The sequence below is a fragment of the Shewanella livingstonensis genome (assembly GCF_003855395.1).
GTDB lineage: Bacteria > Pseudomonadota > Gammaproteobacteria > Enterobacterales > Shewanellaceae > Shewanella > Shewanella livingstonensis.
In genome coordinates this window covers 3,527,397-3,551,713 of sequence record NZ_CP034015.1, presented here as the reverse complement: position 1 = coordinate 3,551,713, position 24,317 = coordinate 3,527,397, and the positions used below count along the sequence as shown (strand labels likewise).

At 41.5% G+C, this 24,317-nt stretch carries 17 protein-coding genes; 2 read left to right on the top strand and 15 right to left on the bottom strand.

Annotation, left to right across the window (positions count from 1 at the left end; translation table 11 throughout):
* Window positions 1-54: 54 nt before the first annotated feature.
* The 15 genes from EGC82_RS15285 to EGC82_RS15215 form a co-directional block, all read right to left on the bottom strand.
* A complete protein-coding gene (locus EGC82_RS15285) occupies window positions 55-2,502 on the bottom strand; it encodes a S8 family serine peptidase (protein WP_124731526.1) in 2,448 nt (815 codons plus the stop codon).
* 465 nt (window positions 2,503-2,967) lie between these two features.
* The gene (locus tag EGC82_RS15280) at window positions 2,968-3,345 is read right to left on the bottom strand and encodes a rhodanese-like domain-containing protein (protein WP_124731525.1); all 378 of its coding nucleotides are present in this window, start codon (window positions 3,343-3,345) and stop codon (window positions 2,968-2,970) included.
* A gap of 13 nt (window positions 3,346-3,358) precedes the next feature.
* Window positions 3,359-3,571 (bottom strand): YgaP family membrane protein, encoded by a 213-nt coding sequence (locus EGC82_RS15275; RefSeq protein ID WP_124731524.1) that lies wholly within the window; start codon window positions 3,569-3,571, stop codon window positions 3,359-3,361.
* 41 nt (window positions 3,572-3,612) lie between these two features.
* Window positions 3,613-6,873: an efflux RND transporter permease subunit gene (locus tag EGC82_RS15270; protein WP_124731523.1), complete on the bottom strand. Its 3,261-nt coding sequence runs from the start codon at window positions 6,871-6,873 to the stop codon at window positions 3,613-3,615.
* Window positions 6,874-6,878: 5 nt separating this feature from the next.
* Window positions 6,879-7,928, bottom strand: a complete 1,050-nt coding sequence (locus EGC82_RS15265) for an efflux RND transporter periplasmic adaptor subunit (protein ID WP_124731522.1) — start codon at window positions 7,926-7,928, stop codon at window positions 6,879-6,881.
* Window positions 7,929-8,168: 240 nt separating this feature from the next.
* Complete coding sequence (locus EGC82_RS15260) at window positions 8,169-9,452, bottom strand: OmpP1/FadL family transporter (RefSeq protein ID WP_124731521.1); 1,284 nt, start codon at window positions 9,450-9,452, stop codon at window positions 8,169-8,171.
* Window positions 9,453-9,916: 464 nt separating this feature from the next.
* Window positions 9,917-11,377: a sodium/proline symporter PutP gene (putP, locus tag EGC82_RS15255; RefSeq protein WP_124731520.1), complete on the bottom strand. Its 1,461-nt coding sequence runs from the start codon at window positions 11,375-11,377 to the stop codon at window positions 9,917-9,919.
* A 133-nt stretch (window positions 11,378-11,510) separates the two neighbouring features.
* The gene (locus EGC82_RS15250; protein ID WP_124731519.1) at window positions 11,511-12,218 is read right to left on the bottom strand and encodes a DUF3379 domain-containing protein; all 708 of its coding nucleotides are present in this window, start codon (window positions 12,216-12,218) and stop codon (window positions 11,511-11,513) included.
* Window positions 12,211-12,774: a sigma-70 family RNA polymerase sigma factor gene (locus EGC82_RS15245; RefSeq protein ID WP_124731518.1), complete on the bottom strand. Its 564-nt coding sequence runs from the start codon at window positions 12,772-12,774 to the stop codon at window positions 12,211-12,213. Before EGC82_RS15245 ends, EGC82_RS15250 begins: the two co-directional genes overlap by 8 nt.
* A gap of 101 nt (window positions 12,775-12,875) precedes the next feature.
* The gene (locus tag EGC82_RS15240; RefSeq protein ID WP_124731517.1) at window positions 12,876-14,510 is read right to left on the bottom strand and encodes a BatD family protein; all 1,635 of its coding nucleotides are present in this window, start codon (window positions 14,508-14,510) and stop codon (window positions 12,876-12,878) included.
* Window positions 14,504-16,630: a VWA domain-containing protein gene (locus tag EGC82_RS15235; RefSeq protein WP_124731516.1), complete on the bottom strand. Its 2,127-nt coding sequence runs from the start codon at window positions 16,628-16,630 to the stop codon at window positions 14,504-14,506. The genes EGC82_RS15240 and EGC82_RS15235 overlap by 7 nt, the downstream gene beginning before the upstream one ends.
* The gene (locus tag EGC82_RS15230; RefSeq protein WP_124731515.1) at window positions 16,630-17,625 is read right to left on the bottom strand and encodes a vWA domain-containing protein; all 996 of its coding nucleotides are present in this window, start codon (window positions 17,623-17,625) and stop codon (window positions 16,630-16,632) included. The genes EGC82_RS15235 and EGC82_RS15230 overlap by 1 nt, the downstream gene beginning before the upstream one ends.
* A complete protein-coding gene (locus tag EGC82_RS15225; RefSeq protein WP_124731514.1) occupies window positions 17,625-18,167 on the bottom strand; it encodes a DUF4381 domain-containing protein in 543 nt (180 codons plus the stop codon). Before EGC82_RS15225 ends, EGC82_RS15230 begins: the two co-directional genes overlap by 1 nt.
* Complete coding sequence (locus EGC82_RS15220; RefSeq protein WP_124731513.1) at window positions 18,168-19,103, bottom strand: DUF58 domain-containing protein; 936 nt, start codon at window positions 19,101-19,103, stop codon at window positions 18,168-18,170.
* A 41-nt stretch (window positions 19,104-19,144) separates the two neighbouring features.
* Window positions 19,145-20,101, bottom strand: a complete 957-nt coding sequence (locus EGC82_RS15215; protein ID WP_124731512.1) for an AAA family ATPase — start codon at window positions 20,099-20,101, stop codon at window positions 19,145-19,147.
* Between the two features lie 248 nt (window positions 20,102-20,349).
* On the opposite strand from EGC82_RS15215, the gene fadI reads away from it, so the two are divergent.
* Window positions 20,350-21,660 carry an acetyl-CoA C-acyltransferase FadI gene (fadI, locus tag EGC82_RS15210; protein WP_124731511.1) on the top strand — a complete coding sequence of 437 codons (1,311 nt, stop codon included), beginning with the start codon at window positions 20,350-20,352 and terminating at the stop codon, window positions 21,658-21,660.
* Between the two features lie 5 nt (window positions 21,661-21,665).
* Entirely contained in the window at window positions 21,666-23,792 is a 2,127-nt protein-coding gene (gene fadJ, locus EGC82_RS15205; RefSeq protein WP_124731510.1) for a fatty acid oxidation complex subunit alpha FadJ, read from the top strand.
* Window positions 23,793-24,317 lie beyond the last annotated feature (525 nt).

The following is a 24,317-nucleotide window of genomic DNA, read 5'->3' as shown; positions in this document are numbered from 1 at the left end:
AGTATAAAAAATAGCCACAATTATGTGGCTATTTTTGTATTTGGCTACAGAGTATTACTGAAAGCTTAAACTCCAAGTATCAATATAACCAGTATCTTGTCGGGCATTATCAACGGCTTTCAATGTCCATACTCCGCTAGACTCGACACCAGTCATATTTGCAGTATAAGTCTTGGTTAAGTTATCGGTTCCACCACCAGTGTTGTTATGTAGTACAACAGTTTGACCTGTAGGACTCACTAACTGGATTTTTAAATCACCGATATAAGTATGAATAATACCGATAGATACCGATACTGTTGCTGAATCGCCAGTACGGCTAACGGTGATAGGGCTGGTAATGCCACTGGTATTATTATCTGGAATCGTATAATTACCAGTATTGCTGTAACTAGCTGGGCCACCTGTATTGCCACCACTTGTACTGCTTGCGCTGTAGTTAGCTACTAAATTGACGCTATTAAAGGCACTATAGCCCTGTACCATTACATAATAAGTACCAGATTGTGGTGTAGCAATGGGACAAGATTCCGCATTACCACTTTTCCAAGGACGACAGTCGTAACTGCTGCTAGTAGGTGATGCCCCATATTGCACATACAAGTCAGCATCGCCTGTACCGCCACTCATGGTGAAGCTTAAGTCTTTTGCGCCAGCAGGTACGTCTAACGAAAAATATAGCTCATCACTTTTTACGCCAGCCAAACCGGTTTTCACCACGCCTTTTTCAAGTACGCTGTCACCAGAGCCAGTACCTGGATCTGTTGGGCCAGTACATGATTCATCTAGGTAAGCCTTTGCTGCTGTTGCATTCACCATCCCGAAACCTGTTTGGTTATCGCGGCCTGCAATGCTCAAGTCATCTGCAGTGGCGTTAAGTGCAGCACGAACTTGGCTTGCGCTACATTCAGGATGGTAACTCCATACTAATGTGGCAACTCCTGAAACATGCGGTGTGGCCATTGAAGTACCATTATAATATTCATAATCTCGGTTACCTTGATTACTTACAGTGGTTGATTGACCTAACTTAGCTTTAAGTGCAAGTCCTGTTGCTCTATCCACTGACATTGAAGGAACAGTAATTTCACTGTTAGCATCGACTAGGAATGGATTTTGTAACCCAGGAAGAGCAGTATTACTGTAAACAATAATACCTTTAGCCCCTGCGGTTTTACATGCTTTAGCAGCGTTAATTTCAGGATAGCTTGATCCTTGGTTACCTACACGCTCAACAAGACAAATCTTATTAGCCATACTGCCACATGAAAAACGGGTTCCATTGACGGTACATTCAGCTAATGTACCTGTTGCACTAGCATTGATAGGGGCTGGAGCATAACTGGTTCCTGATGTTGTCAGGCGATTATGTGGTACTACACCATTATTAAAATACGACTGACCACCAATAGTTATATCGGCTAAACGTCCTTCACCCACTGTCACCGTTGACAGAATTGCTTCACCGGGGCCCGAAATCTCAACTTGGTCTGTGTATTGTGAAAATGCGGCATGATCGAGGTTACTATCAACCGCAGCAACCGACATGACACTGTCATAAGAAGCCGGATAGCTATAAGAACTGTCTCCAGCATTACCTGCTGCTGCAATTAATAACACACCATTGTTATAGTGAGTATTTAATGCATTGCGCTCGGTTGTGGTTGAACCACTGCCCCCCAAACTCATGGTCACTACATTTGCACCACCTGAATTAACACAAGTATCGATAGCGGCTACCAGTGATGATGAGTAGCCCCATCCTGCTTCGTTAAACACTTTTACCACATGAATATTGGCATTCTGGTTAGGCATAACCCCGACCACACCCTCATTATTTGCAATAGCTGCAATAGTACCTGCCACATGAGTTCCATGGGCATTGTTGTTACCTGGCTGATACCAGTTACCAGTACCTGAGTTATTGGTTCCTGTGACGTTGTTTGCATTTAAATCGTTATGGCTACGGTCGTAACCAGAGTCAATAATACAAATTGTGCGATTACCCGCTTGGCTGTCGCTCAGTACTGTTGCGCCAACAAAAGTTTGTCCCCAAGGTGTTGTTTCTGCGAGCAGTCTACGGGGTAAATCTTCCTCTACATACTCAACGTCTTGACGTAAACGTAATGCTTTAATAGAAGGTGAGTCCAGTTTTACTGAGTAACTATTGCTGCGACCAACACGTTTCATTTCTCGTGCTTTTACGCTGTTCAAGGCACGAAATTGGCTGAATATTTCATTTGAGCGAGGCTCATAAGACATACTATTTGTCTCTGATTCAACATCGATATTTTGTATTGCAGAACTACTACTGAAGGTTTGCGCTGCGTTATCATTTCTAAATTTAACGATATAACGTTTAGGCAACGGAGATTGTTGTTCTATTTGTTGGTTGGTTGCAGACAGCTGAAAAGGAGTAGGAGCTGCATTGACTTGAGTTGAAATGGCTAAGGCCAGAGCTGTCATGCTAAGCACGACAGCTGGGTTTTTATGCTTTTTCATATTATCTTCCATGTTATTCAGGGTGACGTAATGTCTTTCATAATTATGTATTATGATAAGCTTATTTTGCCTATCTGATTAAAAGGTAACCATATTTTTATATAATGTAAATAGATTGTTAATCGACCCTTTAGGTGTACAAGTACTTTTTATGATACTTAAGTGAATTTTTATGTTTTATTTGTGAATTTAAAGTCGATGCGGAGTTGGTGCTACGAACCTTATTTGGTTATGTTTAGCCGGGTTAACAAAATGTAAGCGCTTAACATGGAAGTGAATAAATGAAGTTGTTTATGCTAATAAATAATTAGCTAATGCTGAGTGTAAGTAATCGTTTACGAAGGGCGGATGAACGATATTAAAATGGGATAATGCCTTAGCGACAATGAAGTGGTTGATTTTTGAACTGTTGAGTTATTAAAATAAAATCACAAACTTAAGCCTGTGATTTTATTTTTTGAAAGATTATCGTGCTGATATTATATTATCAAAACCACCTGCATTATACGTGTTGCTGTAACCTTGTTTAACTAATGATTCCTGTGCTACACCACTACGGTTACCGCTGCGACAATATAGGACCACTTCAGAGTCTTTAGTGATATTACGTTTTGCTAACTCAGATACAATGTTCTCGAATGGGATATTAATTGCACCGTCAATATGTCCCGCAGCAAACTCTTCGGCAGTGCGCACATCGATTAACATCACACCGCGGTCTATTTTTTCCCATGCAACACTGGCATTTTGTTCTGCTGCCCACGTAGGCATTAATGATGCCGTTAATAAAACCAATAGCGCCAAAATAGATTGAACAGACAACAGCATAGATTTTTTAAACACGATAATTTCCTTGTTATTTACTTAAGGCTATTTCTGCTGCCGTTTTGATGCCTAATTTTTTCATTACCATCGCAGCAGGGCAAAAGCCGGTGAATGCACTTTGAAATAGATTAGCGCCTACAAATACAGTTAGCCAGACAAAATGTGGGCTTACTGTTGCGGTTAACACTATTGATAGTAAAACCATAAAGCCGCCAAAGGCAATAATACTTCTTTCTAATGACATGTTTTGCTCCTTATTGGGCATTGCCCAGTTAATAATACTATTTACAGATGTTTATGTTTCATCACTGAAAAATACAACACCGGAATCACTACTAAGGTTAGAATTGTTGAGATAAAAATCCCAAATATTAAACTGATGGCTAAGCCGTTAAAAATAGGGTCATCAATAATGAATAATGCGCCAATTATCGCCGCTAATGCTGTTAACATAATTGGCTTTGCTCGTACTGCGCCTGAATGAATAACCGCTTGCTCTAGTGGCACGCCTGCAGCTGTTTGTTGATTAATAAAATCTACCAGTAAAATAGAGTTCCGGACAATAATGCCCGCCAGTGCAATCATGCCTATCATCGATGGGGCCGTGAATTGAGCGCCTAACAAAGCATGTCCTGGCATAACACCAATGATGGTTAACGGAATGGGCGCCATAATAATTAACGGTACGATATAAGATTTAAATTGACCTACTACCAGTAAGTAAATCGCAATCATACCTACCGCATACGCAATGCCCATATCGCGGAAGGTTTCATAAGTGATTTTCCATTCACCATCCCATAAGATAGATACGTCAGTTAATCCGTCTGGCTGATTAACCAGATTTTGCTGAATCGGATAACTTGAGTCACCTTGTTCATTTTGCTGATTAATTTGGCTCACCATATCAAACATACCATACAGAGGGCTGCCTGTTGGCCCTGCCATATCGGCAATCACCATGATCATGGGAACCATATTTTTGTGGATGATTGGCGCATCAATAACTTGCTGTTTTATCGTAACAAGTTCTGTTAATTGCACTGTTTTACCCCATTGTGTTGGTAGGCGTAATAACAGCACTTGCGTTAAGTCTACTTTTGCCGCTTCATCGAGTTGTACTCTAATCGGTGTGGGATGCGCTAATTGCGCTTGATGTAAATAACTCACATCCTTACCGTCAACAGCAGTGCTAATCGTATCGACGATTCTGGTGTATGAAATCCCTAACAGGCTGGCTTTATTGCGGTCAATAATCACTTGCCACTTTTGTTGTTGTGCAGGCAAATATATATCCATATCAACAACGTATTCGGTATCTCTGAAACGTTGCAATAAGTCATTGGCTGCTTGTTCACGTAACTCGGTGTTAGGCGCATAAACCTCAGCAACGATGGGTGACCAAACAGGTGGTCCAGGAGGGACTTCAACAATCTTAATATTCGCGTTATAGCGCAAGCCAATTTGTTGTAATGGCTCACGTACAGATGATGCAATGGTGTGACTGTCGCGGTCGCGATGTTTCTTATCCACCAGGTTGACTTGGATCTCACCTAACTCTTGGCTGCTGCGTAAAAAATAATGTCGAACTAAACCATTAAAATTCATCGGAGCATGAGTTCCTGCGTATAACTGTAAATGTTCAATTTCTTCAACCGTGGTGAGATATTGACTGAGATCTTGCAGTACTCTTTGAGTTTGCTCTACTGGCGTGCCTTCTGGCATATCGACCATCACTTGAAACTCTGACTTATTATCAAATGGCAGCATTTTCAATATCACCGCTTGCATCACCGGCAAGGCAATAGCAATGGCAATTAATAATGTAATACTTAAAGCCAAACCTTTACGCGCTTTTGAGGCATGCTCGCCAATTAAAAAAGGGCTCATTATTTTTGTAAATAAACGGGTTAATCGATTGTCATCTTCTACGGCTATACCCAGTTTAGTGGCGGCATTATTTGATTTAGATGGTTTTTTATGTGGTTTTAATAACTTATTACTTAACCATGGGGTCATGATAAAGGCGATTAATAACGAAATAATCATTCCCATACTGGCATTAATCGGAATAGGGCTCATGTATGGTCCCATCAGCCCTGATACGAATGCCATTGGTAATAGGGCCGCGATAACGGTAAAGGTGGCTAATATGGTTGGCCCACCAACTTCATCTACGGCATGAGGGATAAGCTCGCTAATGGGTTTATCACTTATCGCCATATGCCTATGAATGTTCTCTACAACGACGATAGCATCATCAACTAAGATGCCAATGGAGAAAATAAGCGCAAATAATGAAATACGGTTGAGGGTAAATCCCCACGCCCAAGATGCAAATAAGGTAATGGCCAAGGTTATGATAATGGCTACGCCCACAACGGCTGACTCTCGAACTCCCATGGTGAATAACACTAACAGGACCACTGCCGAGGTAGCAAAAATCAATTTAAAAATAAGTGTGTTTGATTTATCGCCAGCCGTTTTACCGTAGTTGCGAGAGATAGCGACATTGATATTATTAGGAATAAGGACGTTATCGACAGCATCGATTTTAGCTAACACTGCATCAGCAATATCGACAGCATTGGTGCCGGCCTGTTTTCCTATTGCGATAGTAACTGCTGGGTAAGTTCCTTTATCGGTGACATGCCATACGTGCTGTTTTGGAATATCACTTTTAAGGCTTACATTGGCGATATCGGATAAATACACTGCACGGGGAAATGAACTTCTATCCGTTATAGACTCGGGCTGATTGACTTTAATTAGCAAATTATTGACATCATCAAGTGAACGTAAAAACTGCCCGGTTTGCAGTTTTATTTCTTGGTTAAACTGTGTCATCGAACCGAGTGTTGACAGCTGGTTGTTATCTTGTAAAGCGGCACTGATATCGTTAAACGTTACGCCGAAACTGTTCATTTTGACAGGATCAATTCGCACATTTAACACCATTTCGTGGCCACCTTGGCTATAAATCTCACGCGTACCCGGTATCCGTTTTAGTTCGGTTTCTAAGCCCGATGCAACCAAGGTTAACTGCTCTGCGGTGATGTTTGAGTCTTGAGACCAAAGCGTTAACCCGACTATTGGTACGTCATCAATGCCTCGGGGTTTGATTAATGGCTCGCCAATGCCCGCCGCATGATTAAATTTATCGCGATTTGAATACAGTTGATTATACAAATTAACCACGGCTTCATCGCGGGGAACACCAACGTCAAAAATCGTAATAATCAGCGCACCATCTGGCTGGGAAAAAGAGTAAAGGGTATCAATGCCTTTTATTTCAGAAATAATGCGTTCTGCTGGCAGGGTGACTTGGTTTTCAACTTCTGTCGGCGTGGCACCAGGATAAGGAATAAACACATCTGCAAAAGTGACATCAATTTGTGGCTCTTCTTCTTTGGGCGTAATAATTACCGCAAAAAGACCGAGTAATAAGCCTAAAATAGCCAATAAAGGGGTGATGGCACTTTGCTGAAACGCCTTTGCTATTGAGCCTGAAATGCCGAGCTTAATTGGATCGTTAGGTGTTGTCATTCGGGCTACTCCTGAGTTTTTTCTGCAGAGGTAATGATTAAATAACGCCCTGCATCAATAACTATTTCATCACCTTCCATAAGACCGGATAATACTTCTGCAGTATTTTGTTGACGATCTATTCGGCCAATTCGGACTTGGTTTAATACTATCTTATGGTCATTTTTGCGATACACAGAGGTTAAGTCACTAACTTGATGTACGGCCGATAATGGGATTATCAAGCTGGCTCGGGCGGGAAAGTTAACGCTTACTTTAGCCCATTGACCCACGATGACATTTTCTAAACTACTGGCGTCAAGATTAACTCGTACTTGATGTTGGTGAGTAAGTGGGTCTGCAAACTGGTAAACGTTAATATCATTTGCAGTAATGTCATTACCGTTTGGCAGTTGAATCGATACTTGTGCTTGTTGTTGCAGCTGAGTAACATCTTGTTGTGGTACCTGAAATACTGCTCTTAGGTGCTCGGTATCGTAGCCAGAGAATAACGCTTGGCCGTAAGATATGGTTTCACCTTGTTCAACAAAACGTTGTGTCATTCTGCCACTAAAAGGTGCACTGACGACGGTATAATTTAAGCTCTCTTTTGCTTTAATTAACTGTGCCTGAGCAGCGCTGACCGCTTGATTGCTCGATTTTGCCTTGGCGGTGGCTTCATCCATAGCGCCTTTTGATATTGCCCCTTTTGGAAATAGCGCTTTAAAGCGAGCATATTGTGCTTGCGCCTCACTATTTAGCGCTTCTGCCTTGGCCAGTTCCGCTTCCGCTCCTGCTAATCCTGCGCCTTGCTCTTTATTGGTGATGTCTAATAATGGTGCGCCTTTAGGAACGATATCATTAACATCAAAGTAGATGTTAATGATCCGTCCTGAGGTTTGTGCTGATACGGTAGCAGCTTTAATGGCTTCAATTTTTGCATCGTATGTACGTGCTTGGTATTGCTCTGAGTACGCTAACGTTAATGTCTTAACATCGTCGGCCTGCACAGCATAAGGTAAAGCCATTGTGGTGAGTATTACACCGAGAAAAAAAGTATTGAATAAGTGAGACATATTGATAGCCTAGCTGGAAGTCTATAAGAAAATTCTAATGGACTTTAACCTGTTACGCAACTGATATATTAGAATTATTTTATATATTAGAACTTAATGATATTACGCGCATAAAAAAACCGCCTATTAACACTAAAAGGCGGCTTGCTTGGTCAGGGTGATGTTTTGTTAGTCCGTGGTGAATGGAATAACAAAATACTCAATATTAATGGTTAAACAGTATTGATTCGCCACTGACCATTAAAAACTGTAGTTATATTGTACTGAGTAATAAACGGCGTTTGAGCGCGTTTGTGCTGATATCTCACTACCATAACCAGGTACTTGAGCAAGAAGATTACTATCTTCTAGTACGGTAACATCTTCTCCACGTACAAAAGCGATACCTAAATCAACACTCGATTTTGTATTTAAGTCGTAACTGACACCTGCGGTATACCAAGTACGATCAGAGTCAGGGATCGATAATGATGAATGCTGATTAACGACGCCTTGATCGTTTGCTACACCAGCACGTAAAGTCCAATCTTGAGTGAGATTATAGGTAGCGCCTAAACTTAAAAACCATGAATCTTTCCAGTGATATTCTTTCAAATCGGCCTGGTCGACACCATTGGCACCATCTTTAACCACGATTTTGTCGAATGCACTCCAATTAGTCCATTGCGCAGTATAATGCACCGCAAATTTATCTGTTAGCTGGTGGAAACCTGCAAACTGAGCAATATCAGCAATAGGAATATCAATTTCATTGTATTCAGTGTAAAGATAATTTACATCACCTTTAGCAGTCAGTTTTGGGCTAATACGATAGCTCAAACCAAAGCGGTTATCTGGATTTACTTCATATACCGCACCAACTATCCCACCTAAAGCCCAACCATCAGCATCGACATCAACTAGGCTACCAATCTGTGGGTTTTCGCTTGTACGAGTTAGGGTTCCGCTGCCATAAACTGCATCAAGACCAAAACCAAAACTTAACTCATCATTAACGCGGTAAGACATACTGGTGTTGAAGTTAATGGTAACTACTTCGGTATTACCGAGTAAGTCTACTGGAGGTGGCAGTGGTACTGCATTGCCGCTAATGGTAGGTGTTCTGTTTGCCAAGTCACCCAAATCGGTGCCTGTGCCGTAGTTACTAAATACCGCAACACCAAACGCCATTTTGTCGTTAATTGGGTTGATGTAGTAAAAATTAGGGATTACCTTAGCTTCAGCTGCGCTGTGTTCACTGCCAAAAGCAACATCTTGTCCGCCAAAATTACCTTTTACATCCGATACAGACACATCGATATCAGCGTAAACCACGCCTAAAGATAACGATGTTTCATCAAAAAGAGCCATTGCTGCAGGGTTGCGAGATAGAACTGAAGCATTATCAGCAATAACAGCATCCCCAGCCATTGCACGGCCAATACCGGTAGCTGATTGGCTATTTAACTGAAAACCGGCAGCTGATGCTTGCGCACTAACTAAGCCTATCGCGGTAGCAATGAGGGTTTTGTGGAATTTATTCATTATTATGTCCCATTTATTATTACCGTTTTTGCACAAAGTTTATTCACTTTAAGCATTTGACGGTTAAAATTTAGGGCATCTTAGGTAAGTGTGAACAATGTAACAACTCCGACCAGATGTTAGTTGTTGTTAATATTAAGTTAATTCTAGTTTTTAATGGTGAAGTAGGTGTTTGATAGCATGGCAGTATATGTAAATTTTACTGCCGATAGATACCGCCATTAACGGTATGATTAGCTTAAGTTAAAGTTTATTCATAGTGGATGTTAAGGAAAAACGGCATGAGGTTAGTGACGCTTACTTGTTAGCCAACACTTAATTGACTGTAACAATGGATTGGTATTTTACCGCTGATTTCGTCGGATTAAGTGGGATAAATAATCATAAAGCGGCTAATTCAACCTCTACAAAGAGGCTGAATTATCAAGGCTATTCATATTATCGTAATAAACCGTTCGTGAGGGTTATTGTGTTTTTAAAGATGCTCGAAATGCGTTAAAATCAGCGATAGTTTTCTGTGTCGGAGGTGATATCTTACTCACAATGATGCCGACTAACATTGCGAAAATAAACCCCGGAACGATTTCATACAGCTCAAAAATACCGCCGGTCATTTGTTTCCAAATAACAACGGTTATTGCACCGACTAAAATAGTTGAAATTGCACCATTGCGGCTATAGCCCTGCCAAAAAAGTGATAACAATACTACTGGGCCAAATGCTGCTCCAAACCCGGCCCATGCATAACTGACAAGGCCTAGTACACTGCTTTCAGGATTAAGTGCAACAACTCCAGCCACTAATGCGATGGCAATAACGCCAATGCGACCTACTAAGATTAACTCTTTACTACTGGCTTGAGGCCGTAACCATTTAAGGTAGAAATCTTCTGTGATTACACTAGAGCAGACTAACAATTGTGAGTCGATGGTACTCATGATGGCAGACAAAATGGCTGCAATGAGTAAACCGCCAACCCAAGGATTAAATGCAGCATGGGCTAAGTGAATAAATACCGTTTCTGAATTTTCAAGAGGTTCAGCGGCAAAATAAAGGCTGCCAGCAATGCCTGTTGCTAACGCACCCACCAGCGATACTATCATCCAAGTCATGGCGATACGCCGAGAAAGGACTAAATCTTTTGGGCTAGCAATGGCCATAAACCGAGACAAAATATGCGGTTGGCCGAAGTAACCTAATCCCCAAGCCAGTAAGGATACAAGACCAATAACCGTGGTATTGTCATTGATAAATGACAGCATAGCAGGATCGATTTGTTTAAAACCGGCTTGTGTGTCTGGTTGGCTAAAGATAGATACTGGTACAATGATTAATGCGATTAACATTAAGCACCCTTGAAAAAAATCCGTCCAACTAACAGCAAAGAAACCGCCAACAAAGGTATAAGAAACAATAATAAATGAGCCAATTAATAACGCGACGGTATAATCGAGACCAAAGACTTTTTCAAATAATATGGCACCGCCAACCATACCTGAAGATGCATAGAAGGTAAAAAAGATCAGAATTGTTAACGCAGAGACTAATTTTAATAGTCCATGAGCATCATTAAAACGGTTCTCAAAAAAGTCGGGGAGTGTTAAGGCGTTATTAGCAACTTGGGTATAAATCCGTAAACGTTTAGCAACTAGTAGCCAATTAAGCCAGGCGCCGAACACCAATCCAAAACCAATCCATGCTTCGCCTAATCCACTTAAATATACCGCACCGGGTAAACCCAGTAATAGCCAACCTGACATATCAGATGCACCAACACTCAGTGCCGTTACCGCGGGGCCCATTTTTCGTCCGCCGAGTATGTAGTCATCGACTGTATCTGTTTTGCGGTAGGCCCAGTAGCCAATACCCATCATTAAGGCTAAGTATCCGATAAAGGTAATGAGGATTGGTGTTTGAATATCCATGGAGCTTCCAAGAGATTATTTTTATGATAGATATGCTAGCAGAAGTTAGGCAGAGTGCACACTTTGAATTATTCAAGTATAAAAAAATCCGCTATTCAATGAAGTAGCGGATTTAGTGGGTCACAAATAGTGATTAAATAAAGGTGTTTTCAACTTCTTTTTTGATAAAATCAAGATCGGAAGCGGGTTCTCCAACCAATACCATATAGGCATCGGCTGTTTGAAAACTTTGGCCTTTATATTGGTTATCAGCAAAAGCTTCTTCTAACACAATACGGCTTTCTATAGGAACAATGAACAAGGTGACCTTATTACCGCTCTCGTCGGCCATGACTAAATGCAATGATTTCACACCTTGAAAATCACAATACGAGGTATAAAACACGCGCCCAGGTTGTTGGATAAATTTCGACTCACTTAATCCATCTAAACTGGCTAGTTTAAAATTGACATCATTAAATCCAATATCCTGTTCCATGATTAATGCTTTGGTTTCATGGTGAACATGCGCTAGCGAGTTTTCGCCTAAGTTTACAGGCGTAAAGCGCAATAAGCTAAAGCTGACTCCGACGATAAAAGCCACTGATGCAGCCATCGCCATCATATAACGAGTCTGTTTTTTACTTTGTTGATGCTGACTCAATTGCTGTCGTAAAATCAATTTATCAGCCAAATCATTAGGAACACTAATGTTGAGTGCTTGAGTAATCTTACGATCAAATGCTTTTAGGTCTTTGACAAATTTTGCATCGTCTTCATTTTCAGCTAAATGAATTAAAAACTCATCTGACCGATTATTGGGGTCACCGTATGCTTGGCGACGAAACTGTAGATCATCCATTTGATTGACCTCTTACCTCTGGTGCTTCGAGAGCGTCTTTTAACTGGTTTCTGGCTCTAAATAAGCGCGTCATTACCGTATTTCGATTAAGTTCGAGCATGGTGGCAATTTCTTCACCACTAAACCCGCCAATCAACTGCAATAACAAAGGCTCTCGGTATTCAATATCGAGTTTACCAATTTGACGGCGCAACCAATACTGTTCAGTGTCTTCTTCATGACTTGTCGATAATACATCTTCAAGTAAATCTTGTTCCACATCACTGTAGTCAAATTGCTTACGTTCAAAACGTCGGGCGTTTTCCCGTCTTAAAATAGTAATTAGCCAAGCTTTAGCGGCTTTATCATCATTTAAAGAATCCAAAGAGCGCCAAGCTCTTAAGAACGTTTCTTGAGTAATATCTTCTGCAACATGTTTATCACCACATAACCAAAAGGCGTAGCGAAATATGTCGGTATGAAGAGCCCTGACAAGGCTGTCGTATCGTCGTTGTTTTGTTAGCATCTCAGATAAGACCGCGGGTTCGGACTTTTTCTTTCGCAGGTAATCAAACATTTTTTAACTTTTTTGAGTTAATAATATGTAACAGCTTAAAAAGGGGATAGATTAATAGCAAGCTAAATAGCAGAACCAGCCTGCTATTTAGCTTTTTGAGGTTAGGGATTAAGCTCTGCAATTAACGATTTTTTACTGGCATTGGATGGTTGATAAGCCAAAATGGCATCCATAAGCGACTTTTTATCAATTGCTTGTGGCTTATTACTGTATTTATCTGCTTGTAATTTATTTATCGCAATTGTTAGTTGCTCAGACAAGCCACTAATTTGAGTCAGTGTCATCAATTTACCTAAGCGTTCACTAAAGTAGGCTTGTACTGCGATAATCGCACCACTGCTGTCATTGCGGTCACATGCATGAATAATGGCATTGAGTCCCGTTGTTGCTGTCTTTCGAGGTGTTTTCTGATTTTTATTATCAGTATCAAATTGTGGCAAGGTGCGGTTTACCGATGCGGCCTTTCGCCATAATACTAAGGTGATGAGCCATAATAGACCCAAAACTGCACTTAGGTACGGCCAATATCCACTATATTGAACGGTACTGCTAAAACTATTTGCTGGTGGAATATCAGTTGTCGTTGTCGTACTGCTTATCACATTGATTGTACGTTCTGGTAACGTTGCAAATTGTTGCTGTTTAAGATGTGGATTCCACCAAGGTACCCGTATCTCAGGTAAAGTATAAGTACCCGCTTTTGTTGGTACGATAGCGGTAGTGATAGTGTATTGTGATACTACTTGATTGTCGCGAACAAAGGTTTGTCTTAATGGCTTTTCTGGATAGGCTTTTAAGCCCTCTACTAGTGGAATATCGATGTCTGGTAAGCTGGTGTCATCAGTGTTTGATGCTAGTAAACTAATGGTGCGGGTAATTGGGCTACCCACTTCAAATTCGCTAACATCTTCTGGCCATGTTTCTTTCAATACTGCAATATCACTGACTAACCATTTTCCTTGGTAGCTTGGCGGCGTAGGATTAATTTGAATAACCTGTCTTTCGGCTTCAGTTTGCATCGGGCGACTTTCGTTAAAACCGAACATACCTCCGCGCCTTTGGGCCTCTACAAGTACATCACCTGAAAAACTGGCGCCATTGATAACTAACTCACCTGGTAGATCGGCAATAATACCGTAGGTTCGCTCAATAACTCTAAAACGGCGGCCATCGACAATTTCACTGCCATCTTTGTCTTCGCCTATTTGCTTTATTTGCGCCCCTTCAATCACAGGGGCACTTAAGACCCCGCGCTGCAATTCTACAGCAAGGTATAATTTTACTTTATAGGTGATCAACTGACCGACATAAGCGTCTGAGGCAATAGTATTAATATTAATAAATACGTTTTGTACTTCGTCGGCTGTGGAACCTTGTTGAATGACTTTTAAGGTTATTGGATTTGAACTTACGCCTTTAATGTTAAATGCTGGGATAGTGACGTTGCCTAATAATTTAGGTGACAATAATACCTGCCAACGCGTTTCTTTTGAAGTGTCAAAATTAATCATTTTAGTACTGCGGCCAACACTGGTTCTACCGACAATAAAGTCATCGAGTAATACCGAGGTATCTAATGCGCCTGCATTAAGATCGTCATCGGCAATAATATCCAGAACAAAATATTCACCCGCAACAACTGGGTTGCGGTCTATGGTTGCTTGTACTTGGCTAATGGCAAATACTGGAGCTGTAATGACGAATAGCAATAAGCTAAAAAAAATTCTAATTACCACTGTTCATTATCCTTAGGTGGTTGACTGTTTTGACGACGTTTTTGATATTCGAGTTGCATTTTATTGCGGATCAATACTTGCGGGTCTTCGTTAATAGCGCGTAGCGCTCTTTCCATATCTGCTGGAAGCGAATCTGGATTAACTTGCGATGCAGAGACCATTTCTGACGCTTTATCTTGCGAGGTACTGTCAGTGCCTGATTGAGCAGAAGCCTGAGCCGGGCTCACCTCCTGCTTGTTATCAGCTTGTTGGTCGGTATTTTCGCTTGCACTAGCCTGCATACTTGACTCGTTACTTGCTGGTGTGTCTTGTGCTACATCACCTTGTTGTAAGGGCTTGCTATCATCGGATGTTGGTGATGATTGTGGCTCTGAGCTATTTTGTTGTTGGTCACTTTGTTGCTGATCATTCTCTGCTGATTCAGATTGCTGAGTGTTTTGCTGTTGATCGGCGTCTGATGTTTGATCTGTTTTAGATTGCTGATCCGATGATTGTTGCTGATCGCTAGCAGATGAATTTTCACTGTTAGTGTCTGACTGACTTTCAGAGCTCTGGCCTTGCTGGTTTTCCTGTTGATCAGACTGCGACTCGTCGGACTCTGACTGCGGTGAGTCTTTTTTATCTGCAGAAGATTGCTCTGATGGTGAGTTTTCATTATCAGAGTTAGATTGCTCTTGTTTTGATTGATCTTGTTTTGATTGCTCTTGTTTTGATTGCTCAGATTGCTGCTCAGATGACTCTTGTTGCTGCTGTTGAGCAAGCAATTGTTGAGCTAAGGCCAAATTCTTTTCTGCCTCGTTAAAAGGTGACTGTGCTGCAATGGCTTTTTGGTAACGAGTGATTGCTTCTTTATAATCTTTTAGCTGCATCAGCGCATTACCCTGATTATACAAACCTTGAGCACTGTTATCTTGTTCAAACTCTGTTAATGCCTGCTGATAATCGCCTGCTTTATAGTGAGCTGAAGCACGCCATTGTGGGTCTTTGAATGTGTCAGCCGCTTGAGTAAATTCACCTTGTTGGAAAGCTGATTCAGCTTGTTGATTTTTGGTTTGCCATAAGTCCTGCCAAACAGAGGCCTGTGCTGGTTGACTGTGAGTTAGGCTAAATGCTATTGCCGTAGAGAGAAGCAGTGCAGGGTTAAGCATAAGCGATAATAATCCTCGCCTAAAACTCATTAACATCGGGATAATTAATAACATGGCTAAATATGGACCCAGATCTTGCCAAGCTTCACCTGCTAGCTCTGTTTCGGTCGCTTTACCATCAGACGCTAGCCAATGGGTGAGGGTAGAAATATCACTGCCATCAGTTTGGGCAGGAACCAGGATCCCATTATGTTGTTGAGTCAGCTGCTGTAACAGTCCGTAATCGGTTTTAGCCACTACCACTTCGTTACTGTTATCACGTAATAATTGGCCATCACTTAAACGGATTGCCGCGCCTTGCTTACTGCCAAAAGCCATGATTGATAAACGGTATCGGCTATTAAGTGCTTTAGTGGCTTGATTAAATTGCTGTGCAGAAATACCATCGGTCATGACAATAATATCGCCATTGACATGCCCCCCCTGAGCTAACAGATTTTCTGCCATTGATAACGCTGCCGCTAAGTTAGATCCTTTGGTTGGCATAATATCGGGTGATAACGTTGGTAGTAAGTTTAAAATAGTGCCACTGTCACGAGTTAACGGGCTAATGGTAAAAGCATCACCTGCATAGGCTATCAGCCCTGTTTCACCTTCTTTCAATTCGTTTAGTAAGTCAGTGGCTCTGAATCTAGCATAGGACAAGCGATTAGGGCTTAAGTCTGTGGCATACATAGACTGAGACATATCCATAATAAGCACTCGACCTTGTTCGGTAGCAAATACCGGCAGGTTTTGTTTATTTAACGCCGGGCCTGCAAGTGCAATCACGGCAATTATCCAACTGGCAATAAGTGCCCATTTAGGTTGATGAGTTTTCTCAACAGTTTGGGTAATCAATAACGGGCTTAAATGCGGGGCAATATACTGTTTCCATGCCGATTGCTGACTATGTTTACGCCAAAATAAGCCACTTAACATTAATACAGGAATAAAGCCTAATAGCCATTCAGGACGAATAAAGTGTATCATTATTGATCAGCCTCCTTGGTTTTAGGCAATAGTTGATTAGGCCATTGCTGTTGCAAGCTGATTAAAAAGCTTAACAATAATGACATTAATAATGGCCAATAAAACAGTTCACTTTTGGGACGGTAACTTAATTGATCTCGGCTCACCGGTTCCAACTTGTCTATTTCTTGATAAATACTTTCTAATTCTTCACTATTTCGTGCTCTAAAGTAACGACCTTTGGTCATGCTGGCTAATTTTTTGAGTTGATCCTCATCTAAATCCATCGATGGGTTAATGCGTTCTTTACCAAAAATAGTTCGACGTTCTAATAATTCTGCGCCAACACCAATAGTGTAAATAGTGATATTACGTTTAGCTGCAATTTGGGCGGCTACTTCAGGTTCAATATTACCGGCATTATTAGAGCCGTCGGTGAGTAAAATTAGCACTCGGTTACTTTCATCCATTTTATCAAAGCGTTTTACTGCTAAGGCAATAGCTTCACCAATTGCAGTTTGCTTGCCGACTAAGCCTATTTGCGCATCATCTAAAAACATCGCAACAGAACGTCGATCTAGAGTGAGTGGTGCTTGTAAATAAGCATGATCGGCAAATAATATCAGCCCCAGTCGATCACCTTTTCGGCGCTCGATAAAGTCACTTAACACATGTTGTATTAAGGTAAACCGATTAACGGTTTTACCGTTAATTACCATATCTTCTATTTGCATACTGCCGGATAAATCAACTGCTATCATTAAATCACGGCCTTTTGCCGGTAATTCAATAGGATCCCCTAACCATTGTGGCCTTGCGATAGCTAATAACAATAACATCCACATTAACCAATAACGTTTGCGGCTACCTTTTCGATTTACCGAGCTGGATACATTAACAGTAGTAGCGATGCCCGGTAACTGTAAATGCCCGCCGACACTGCTTAAATTGATGCGCTTAATCAACAACGGTAGTGGCAATAAAATGAATAACCATGGCCAGTAAAATGCTAACATTAGGCCTCCTGATGTGTATTATTGGATGTTAAAGTTGCATCACTAAAAGCGCATTTACTGCTTAACCAAGCCTTTGCTAAATATTGTAATTGGGACTTTTCTGCTTGGTCTAAACCACTCGCTTGATGGCGCTTAATAAGTAAGTGACCTATTTTATGCTGTTGCCCAGGCGTGAGACGAGTATCTAACCAATCAAACCAAGCTTGACCGTTGAGTTTAGCTAAGTGTTCGCGTGGTAAGTAAGTTAATGCTGTACGCTTGAGTAGGCTATTAACTTGTGCTGCAAAGTTATCATTTTTAATATCGTAACTTTTCAGTAGCGTTAGGGCTATTTTGCGTGGCGCATGATATTGATGCTGCTTATATAAACGCTTGCCCAGCCAGATGGCTAAGATGATTAATACCGCTGCAATTATCCAATATCCAGGAGCAATAGGCATTGCGCTAATCGGCTCGGGTAATACAATATCGTGCAATTGAGCCAAAGCAGATGCAGTGGCATCAATTGGCATAGCTTGTGTTGGTAAGTTTGGCGTGGTCATTTAACGTAAAATATCCAATTGGGCACTGAGCGGTTTAGCAGCATCAATTAATCTGGGTTGCACTCTAATTAAATTCATTAAGGCAAAAAATTGTTGTTGCTGTGCTTGTTGATTGGCTAACCAAGCCTCATAACTTTGCCGAGTTAGGGTTAATTGTTGTTGGCCATCACGAACGGGTAAAGCAAATTGTTTCGGTAACGCTAACGTTCCTTGCCTTAAGGGGTCTGTTACCACAAATGCACCGATGTCACAGTGGCGTGATAGCTCTGTTAATGGTGCTAAGCATTGTTGGTTAATGTGTTGACCGTCGGTGATGATCCAAATCAGTGATCCTGGTTTGGCAATGCGTTGTAAACGTTGGCAGGCTTTAAACATATGGCCTGGATCGGGTGACCATTGATTAATTTGATTTAATTGTTGTTGGTGGACATCAATTAGCCCTGAGGTTAACTGCAAAATACCTTGACGACGACTTCGAGGCTTAAGTTCTAAGTGATTCGTTTCACTGGCGATTAATGCTCCAAGCCTATCGCCGTTATTAATGGCATTCCAACCTAGTGTGGCGGCTAAATGGGCCACCTGAACAGATTGTAGTAATAACTGTGAGCCAAAATATGCACTGTGGCTTAAGTCGACTAATAGCAGAATAGGGCGTTCGCGCTCTTCAACAAATAGCTTTGTATGCGCCACGCCTGTTCTGGCGGTGACTCGCCAGTCAATGGTTCGCACGTCATCACCATTTTGGTAATGACGCACTTCAGCAAACTCCATGCCGCGGCCTTTTATTTGGCTGCTTCGGTGACCGGATAGAGCCGCTTTGGCCCGCGACTTACGATCGGGTATGGCACGCGATAAGCTTTGACAAGCAATTAGTTCTTGCTCATTTAAGCTCACACCATCACTGAAAAGCGGTAATGAATTAGTTTGGTTCATCATAATCTAATCATGCTTATTAATAAGTGCACGTATTGCAACATTTACGGTACGGCAACTTGACTCAGAATATGATCAATTACTTGATCTGCCGTGACACCTTCCGCTTGGGCTTGATAGCTGAGCAATAAGCGGTGACGCAACACATTGGGTGCAACCGCTTGAATGTCTTCTGGTGATACAAAATCACGTTCATGCAACCAAGCACGTGCTCTTGCGCAACGTTCTAATGAAATGGTGGCTCGAGGACTAACACCATATTCAAGCCATTTGGCTAACTCTGTGCTGTACCTTGCCGGCTGACGAGTTGCCATAATAATTTCAACGATATATTTTTCTAACGGTTCAGCTAAATAAATATCTAACGCCTGATCCCTTGCGGCAAACACGTCGGCTTGCGCGACGGGTTCAATGGTAGGCAACTGATGTGTTTTAGCCTCTTTTCGAGATTGGCGTAAGATTTCACATTCCGTTTCAGCGCTTGGGTAATCAAGATTTAAATGCATTAAAAAACGATCTAATTGCGCTTCTGGTAATGGATAAGTGCCTTCATTCTCCAGCGGATTTTGCGTCGCCATCACCAAGAATAGTGGCGGTAGAGGATAACTGTGTTTACCCACGGTAACCTGGCCTTCGGCCATGGCTTCTAATAAGGCAGATTGAACTTTAGCTGGGGCACGGTTAATTTCATCTGCTAGGATTAGATTATGGAAAATGGGCCCTGCTTCAAATTCGAATGTGCCGGTTTGTTGACGATAAATATCAGTACCGGTTAAATCGGCTGGCAGCAAATCTGGGGTAAATTGAATACGATGAAATTCACCTTCCACTCCATCACATAATGCTTTTACAGCACGGGTCTTTGCTAAACCTGGAGGACCTTCAACTAATAAATGTCCGTTGGCGATAAGTGCTATCAGCAAGTTTTCAGTTAATACGGGCTGACCTAAAACAACTGTATCTAAATAGGTCCTAAGTGAGTGGAAACGACTTAACGGCATAGGTGTACTCAATTTATTTAGTTGGCATTGGGATTATTACACCCTATGTTATGAATTCTATTAGTTTTTGGCTAGTAGGATTAACACAATTTAACTCTTTATGAAGTAGATAGTTGTAAACGCCTGTTTAAAACTATTCAATAAAAAGTTAGAATCAGGTCACACTTTGATGGTCTGACCAGATTATCTGGCAAAATATAAACTTACCGGCCGAGCCGAGATGAGCTAACAATAATAGAGGGTGACACATGAGTGATAGACAACAAGTAACAAATTCCCGGGGTGAGCGCATTGCGATTGTTGCCGGTTTAAGAACACCATTTGCAAAACAAGCAACTGCATTTCATGGCGTATCTGCGCTAGATATGGGCAAAATGGTGGTTAATGAGTTGCTGTCTCGCTCTGAAATTGACCCTCAATTAATAGAACAACTAGTTTATGGCCAGGTTGTACAAATGCCCGCCGCGCCAAACATTGCCCGTGAAATTGTACTTGGCACTGGCATGAATGTATCAACTGATGCTTATTCAGTTACTCGAGCTTGTGCGACCAGTTTTCAGTCTGCGGTTAACGTTGCTGAGTCAATTATGACCGGTAACATTGAAATCGGTTTAGCGGGAGGTTCTGATTCGTCTTCAGTATTACCTATTGGAGTATCAAAAAAGCTGGCTCATGCCTTAGTTGACTTAAATAAGGCTCGTACTTTTAAGCAGAAATTTGCCATTGCACGTCGTTTGGGGTTGAAAGACCTTATGCCGGTACCGCCAGCGGTTGCTGAGTATTCAACAGGTTTGTCTATGGGGCAAACAGCAGAACAAATGGCTAAGACTTACAACATTAGCCGTGCTGATCAAGATGCATTAGCGCATCGTTCACATACATTGGCTACTGAAACGTGGAATTCTGGCGTGCTTCAACAAGAAGTGATGACAGCTCATATTCCACCTTACAAACAGTTTATAGACCGTGATAACAATATTCGTGAAAACTCTGTATTAGAGTCTTACGCCAAATTACGTCCCGCATTTGACCGTAATCACGGTACCGTTACTGCCGCCAACAGCACGCCACTAACAGACGGTGCATCGGCCATTATTTTAATGAGTGAAGGTCGCGCTAAAGCCTTAGGTTATCAACCTATTGGTTATATTAAGAGTTATGCGTTTACGGCCATCGATGTATGGCAAGACATGTTAATGGGGCCGTCGTACGCGACGCCATTAGCATTAAAACGTGCTGGAATGGAATTAGAAGATTTAACGCTGATCGAAATGCACGAAGCATTTGCGGCACAAACATTGGCAAATATGCAGATGTTTGGTTCTAAAAAGTTTGCCGCAGAGAAGCTGGGCCGCAATCGTGCGATAGGCGAAATAGACATGAGTAAGTTTAACGTGCTGGGTGGTTCATTAGCCTATGGTCATCCTTTTGCGGCAACCGGTACGCGTTTGATTACCCAAGTGTGTAATGAACTTAAGCGTCGTGGCGGTGGTACTGGTTTAGCAACTGCTTGTGCTGCTGGTGGTTTAGGTGTAGCAATGATTTTGGAGGTGGAGTAATGAGCATGGAAAAAACATTTAATTTAGCTCGTCGTGACGATGGTATTGCCATTTTAACTATGGACGTTCCTGGCGAAACCATGAACACCTTAAAAGAGCAATTTGGTCCTGAAATTAGCGAAATGTTAACCGAAATTAAAGCTGATAGTAGCATTAAAGGGTTAGTGGTTATATCAGGTAAAGCTGATTCGTTTGTTGCTGGTGCTGATATCACTATGTTAGCGGCTTGTAAGAGTGAAGATCATGCTAAAGCATTGTCACAACAAGGACATGTGGTTTTTTCTGAGCTTGAGGGACTCTCCATTCCTGTGGTTGCGGCTATCAATGGTGCATGTTTAGGCGGTGGTTTAGAATTAGCCCTTGCGTGTCATTTACGTGTTTGTAGTGATGACAAGAAAACCATGTTGGGTGTGCCAGAAGTACAGCTGGGTTTACTGCCCGGTGGTGGTGGAACTCAGCGTTTACCACGTTTAGTTGGTATTGCCGCAGCTCTTGATATGATGCTAACAGGCAAGCAAGTGCGGCCTAAACAAGCTCTGAAAATGGGCTTAATAAATGATGTCGTACCTAATTCTATTTTGCTCGCAACCGCGATTGAATTAGCTAAAAAAGGCAAACAAGCAGCTAAACCTGTAGTGCAATCTAAAATTAATCAATTTTTAGAGTCAACTTCATTTACTCGCGATATTATGTTTGATCAAGCGCGCAAACAGGTGATGAAGAAAACTCAAGGTAATTACCCAGCGCCGGCCAAAATTATTGATTGTGTTCGTCAGGGCATGAATAAAGGCATGGTGAAAGGGCTTGAAGTTGAAGCGACTCATTTTGCTAATTTGGTGATGTCTAAAGAATCAGCCGCTCTAAGAGGGCTATTTTTTGCTACCACAGAGATGAAAAAAGAGACCGGTGCAGTAGGAGCTGTTCCGCGTAAAGTCAAAAAAGTGATGGTATTAGGTGGCGGCTTGATGGGCGGTGGTATTGCATCTGTCACTACCACTAAAGCTAAAATTCCAGCGCGGGTAAAAGACATTTCAGAACAGGGATTAAGTAACGCACTATCTTATGCTTATAAGCTATTAGATAAAGGCGTTAAACGTCGTCATATGACACCAATAGCGCGTGATAATATTATGGCGTTAATGACAACGACGACAGAATATACTGGCATTAAAGATGCCGATATCGTTGTTGAGGCGGTATTTGAAGACTTAGCCCTTAAACATAAAATGGTTCAAGACGTTGAGCGTGAATGCGGTGAAAACACCATTTTTGCCTCTAATACTTCATCTTTACCGATTGGTCAGATTGCCGCAGCTGCAAGTCGTCCTGAAAATGTGATTGGTTTACATTACTTCTCTCCGGTAGAAAAAATGCCACTAGTAGAGGTTATTGCGCATAAAACCACATCAGCAGAAACTATTGCAACTACAGTAGCATTTGCGCGTAAGCAAGGTAAAACCCCGATTGTGGTTCAAGATGGTGCCGGTTTTTATGTCAATCGTATCTTGGCTTTGTACATGAATGAAGCGGCGCAATTATTACTTGAAGGCCAGCGTGTAGAGCATCTAGATCGCGCTTTAGTAAAGTTTGGTTTCCCTGTTGGGCCGATGACATTACTTGATGAAGTCGGTATTGATGTTGGTGCCAAAATTTCGCCTATTTTAGAAAAAGAGTTAGGTTCACGTTTTAAAGCTCCTGCAGCATTTGATAAGTTATTAGCTGATGACCGTAAAGGTCGTAAAAATGGCAAAGGTTTCTATCAATACGGACCTAAAGCTAAAAAAGCTAAATTAGTTGATGAATCCGTTTATAAAGTACTCGACATCCTAATTGCTTCAGATAAAGAAGCAAAGGATGTGGCAGAACGTTGTACTATTCAGATGCTCAATGAAGCCGTTCGTTGTCTTGAAGAGGGCATTATTGCTTCGGCAAGAGATGGTGATATCGGCGCTATATTCGGTATTGGCTTTCCGCCATTCTTAGGTGGCCCATTCCGTTATATCGACACCTTAGGTGCAAGTAATTTAGTAGCAACTTTACAAGGTTATCAATCACTGTACGGAGACCGTTTCGCACCGTGCGATACGTTAGTCAAAATGGCTAGCGATGGCAGCCAATTTTATAAAAAGTAAACCTAGTGTTTGGTATTGATAACGTTTAGTTATCAAATTGTAAAAAGGCGGCAATCTATTGCCGCTTTTTTATTGGGCTAAGGAATGCTTTTGCCTGATTTTTAATCAAGTAATGTTTCTTTACGGTATAGTACCTGCTGTTTAGTATGATAAGTTAAGAATGATGGCGTAAACGATGTTACGAATGATATTTCGCTATTAGACTGTAATAGTTTCATCTTATGGCGTTAACATGATTAGTTGCGAGTCAAAGATGAGTCGTAATGATGCATAGGTAGGGATTACGTTAGCTGAGTTATTTGGAGTCAACGATAATGCAGTTTAGTTGGTTATTCATACTTGTTTTATTGAGTATTAGTAGTGGTTTTTTTATTTGGTTTCGCAGCTTATAAGCATGGATTAGCAGTAAAGCGGTGGGGATGTGCCGGTTGTATATTAGGTCCACTCACTTACCCATTGTATAGTACTCACAAACGCTTGGCCGATATGAAAGTACGGCAACATGGCCGTTTTAGAATAGAAGGC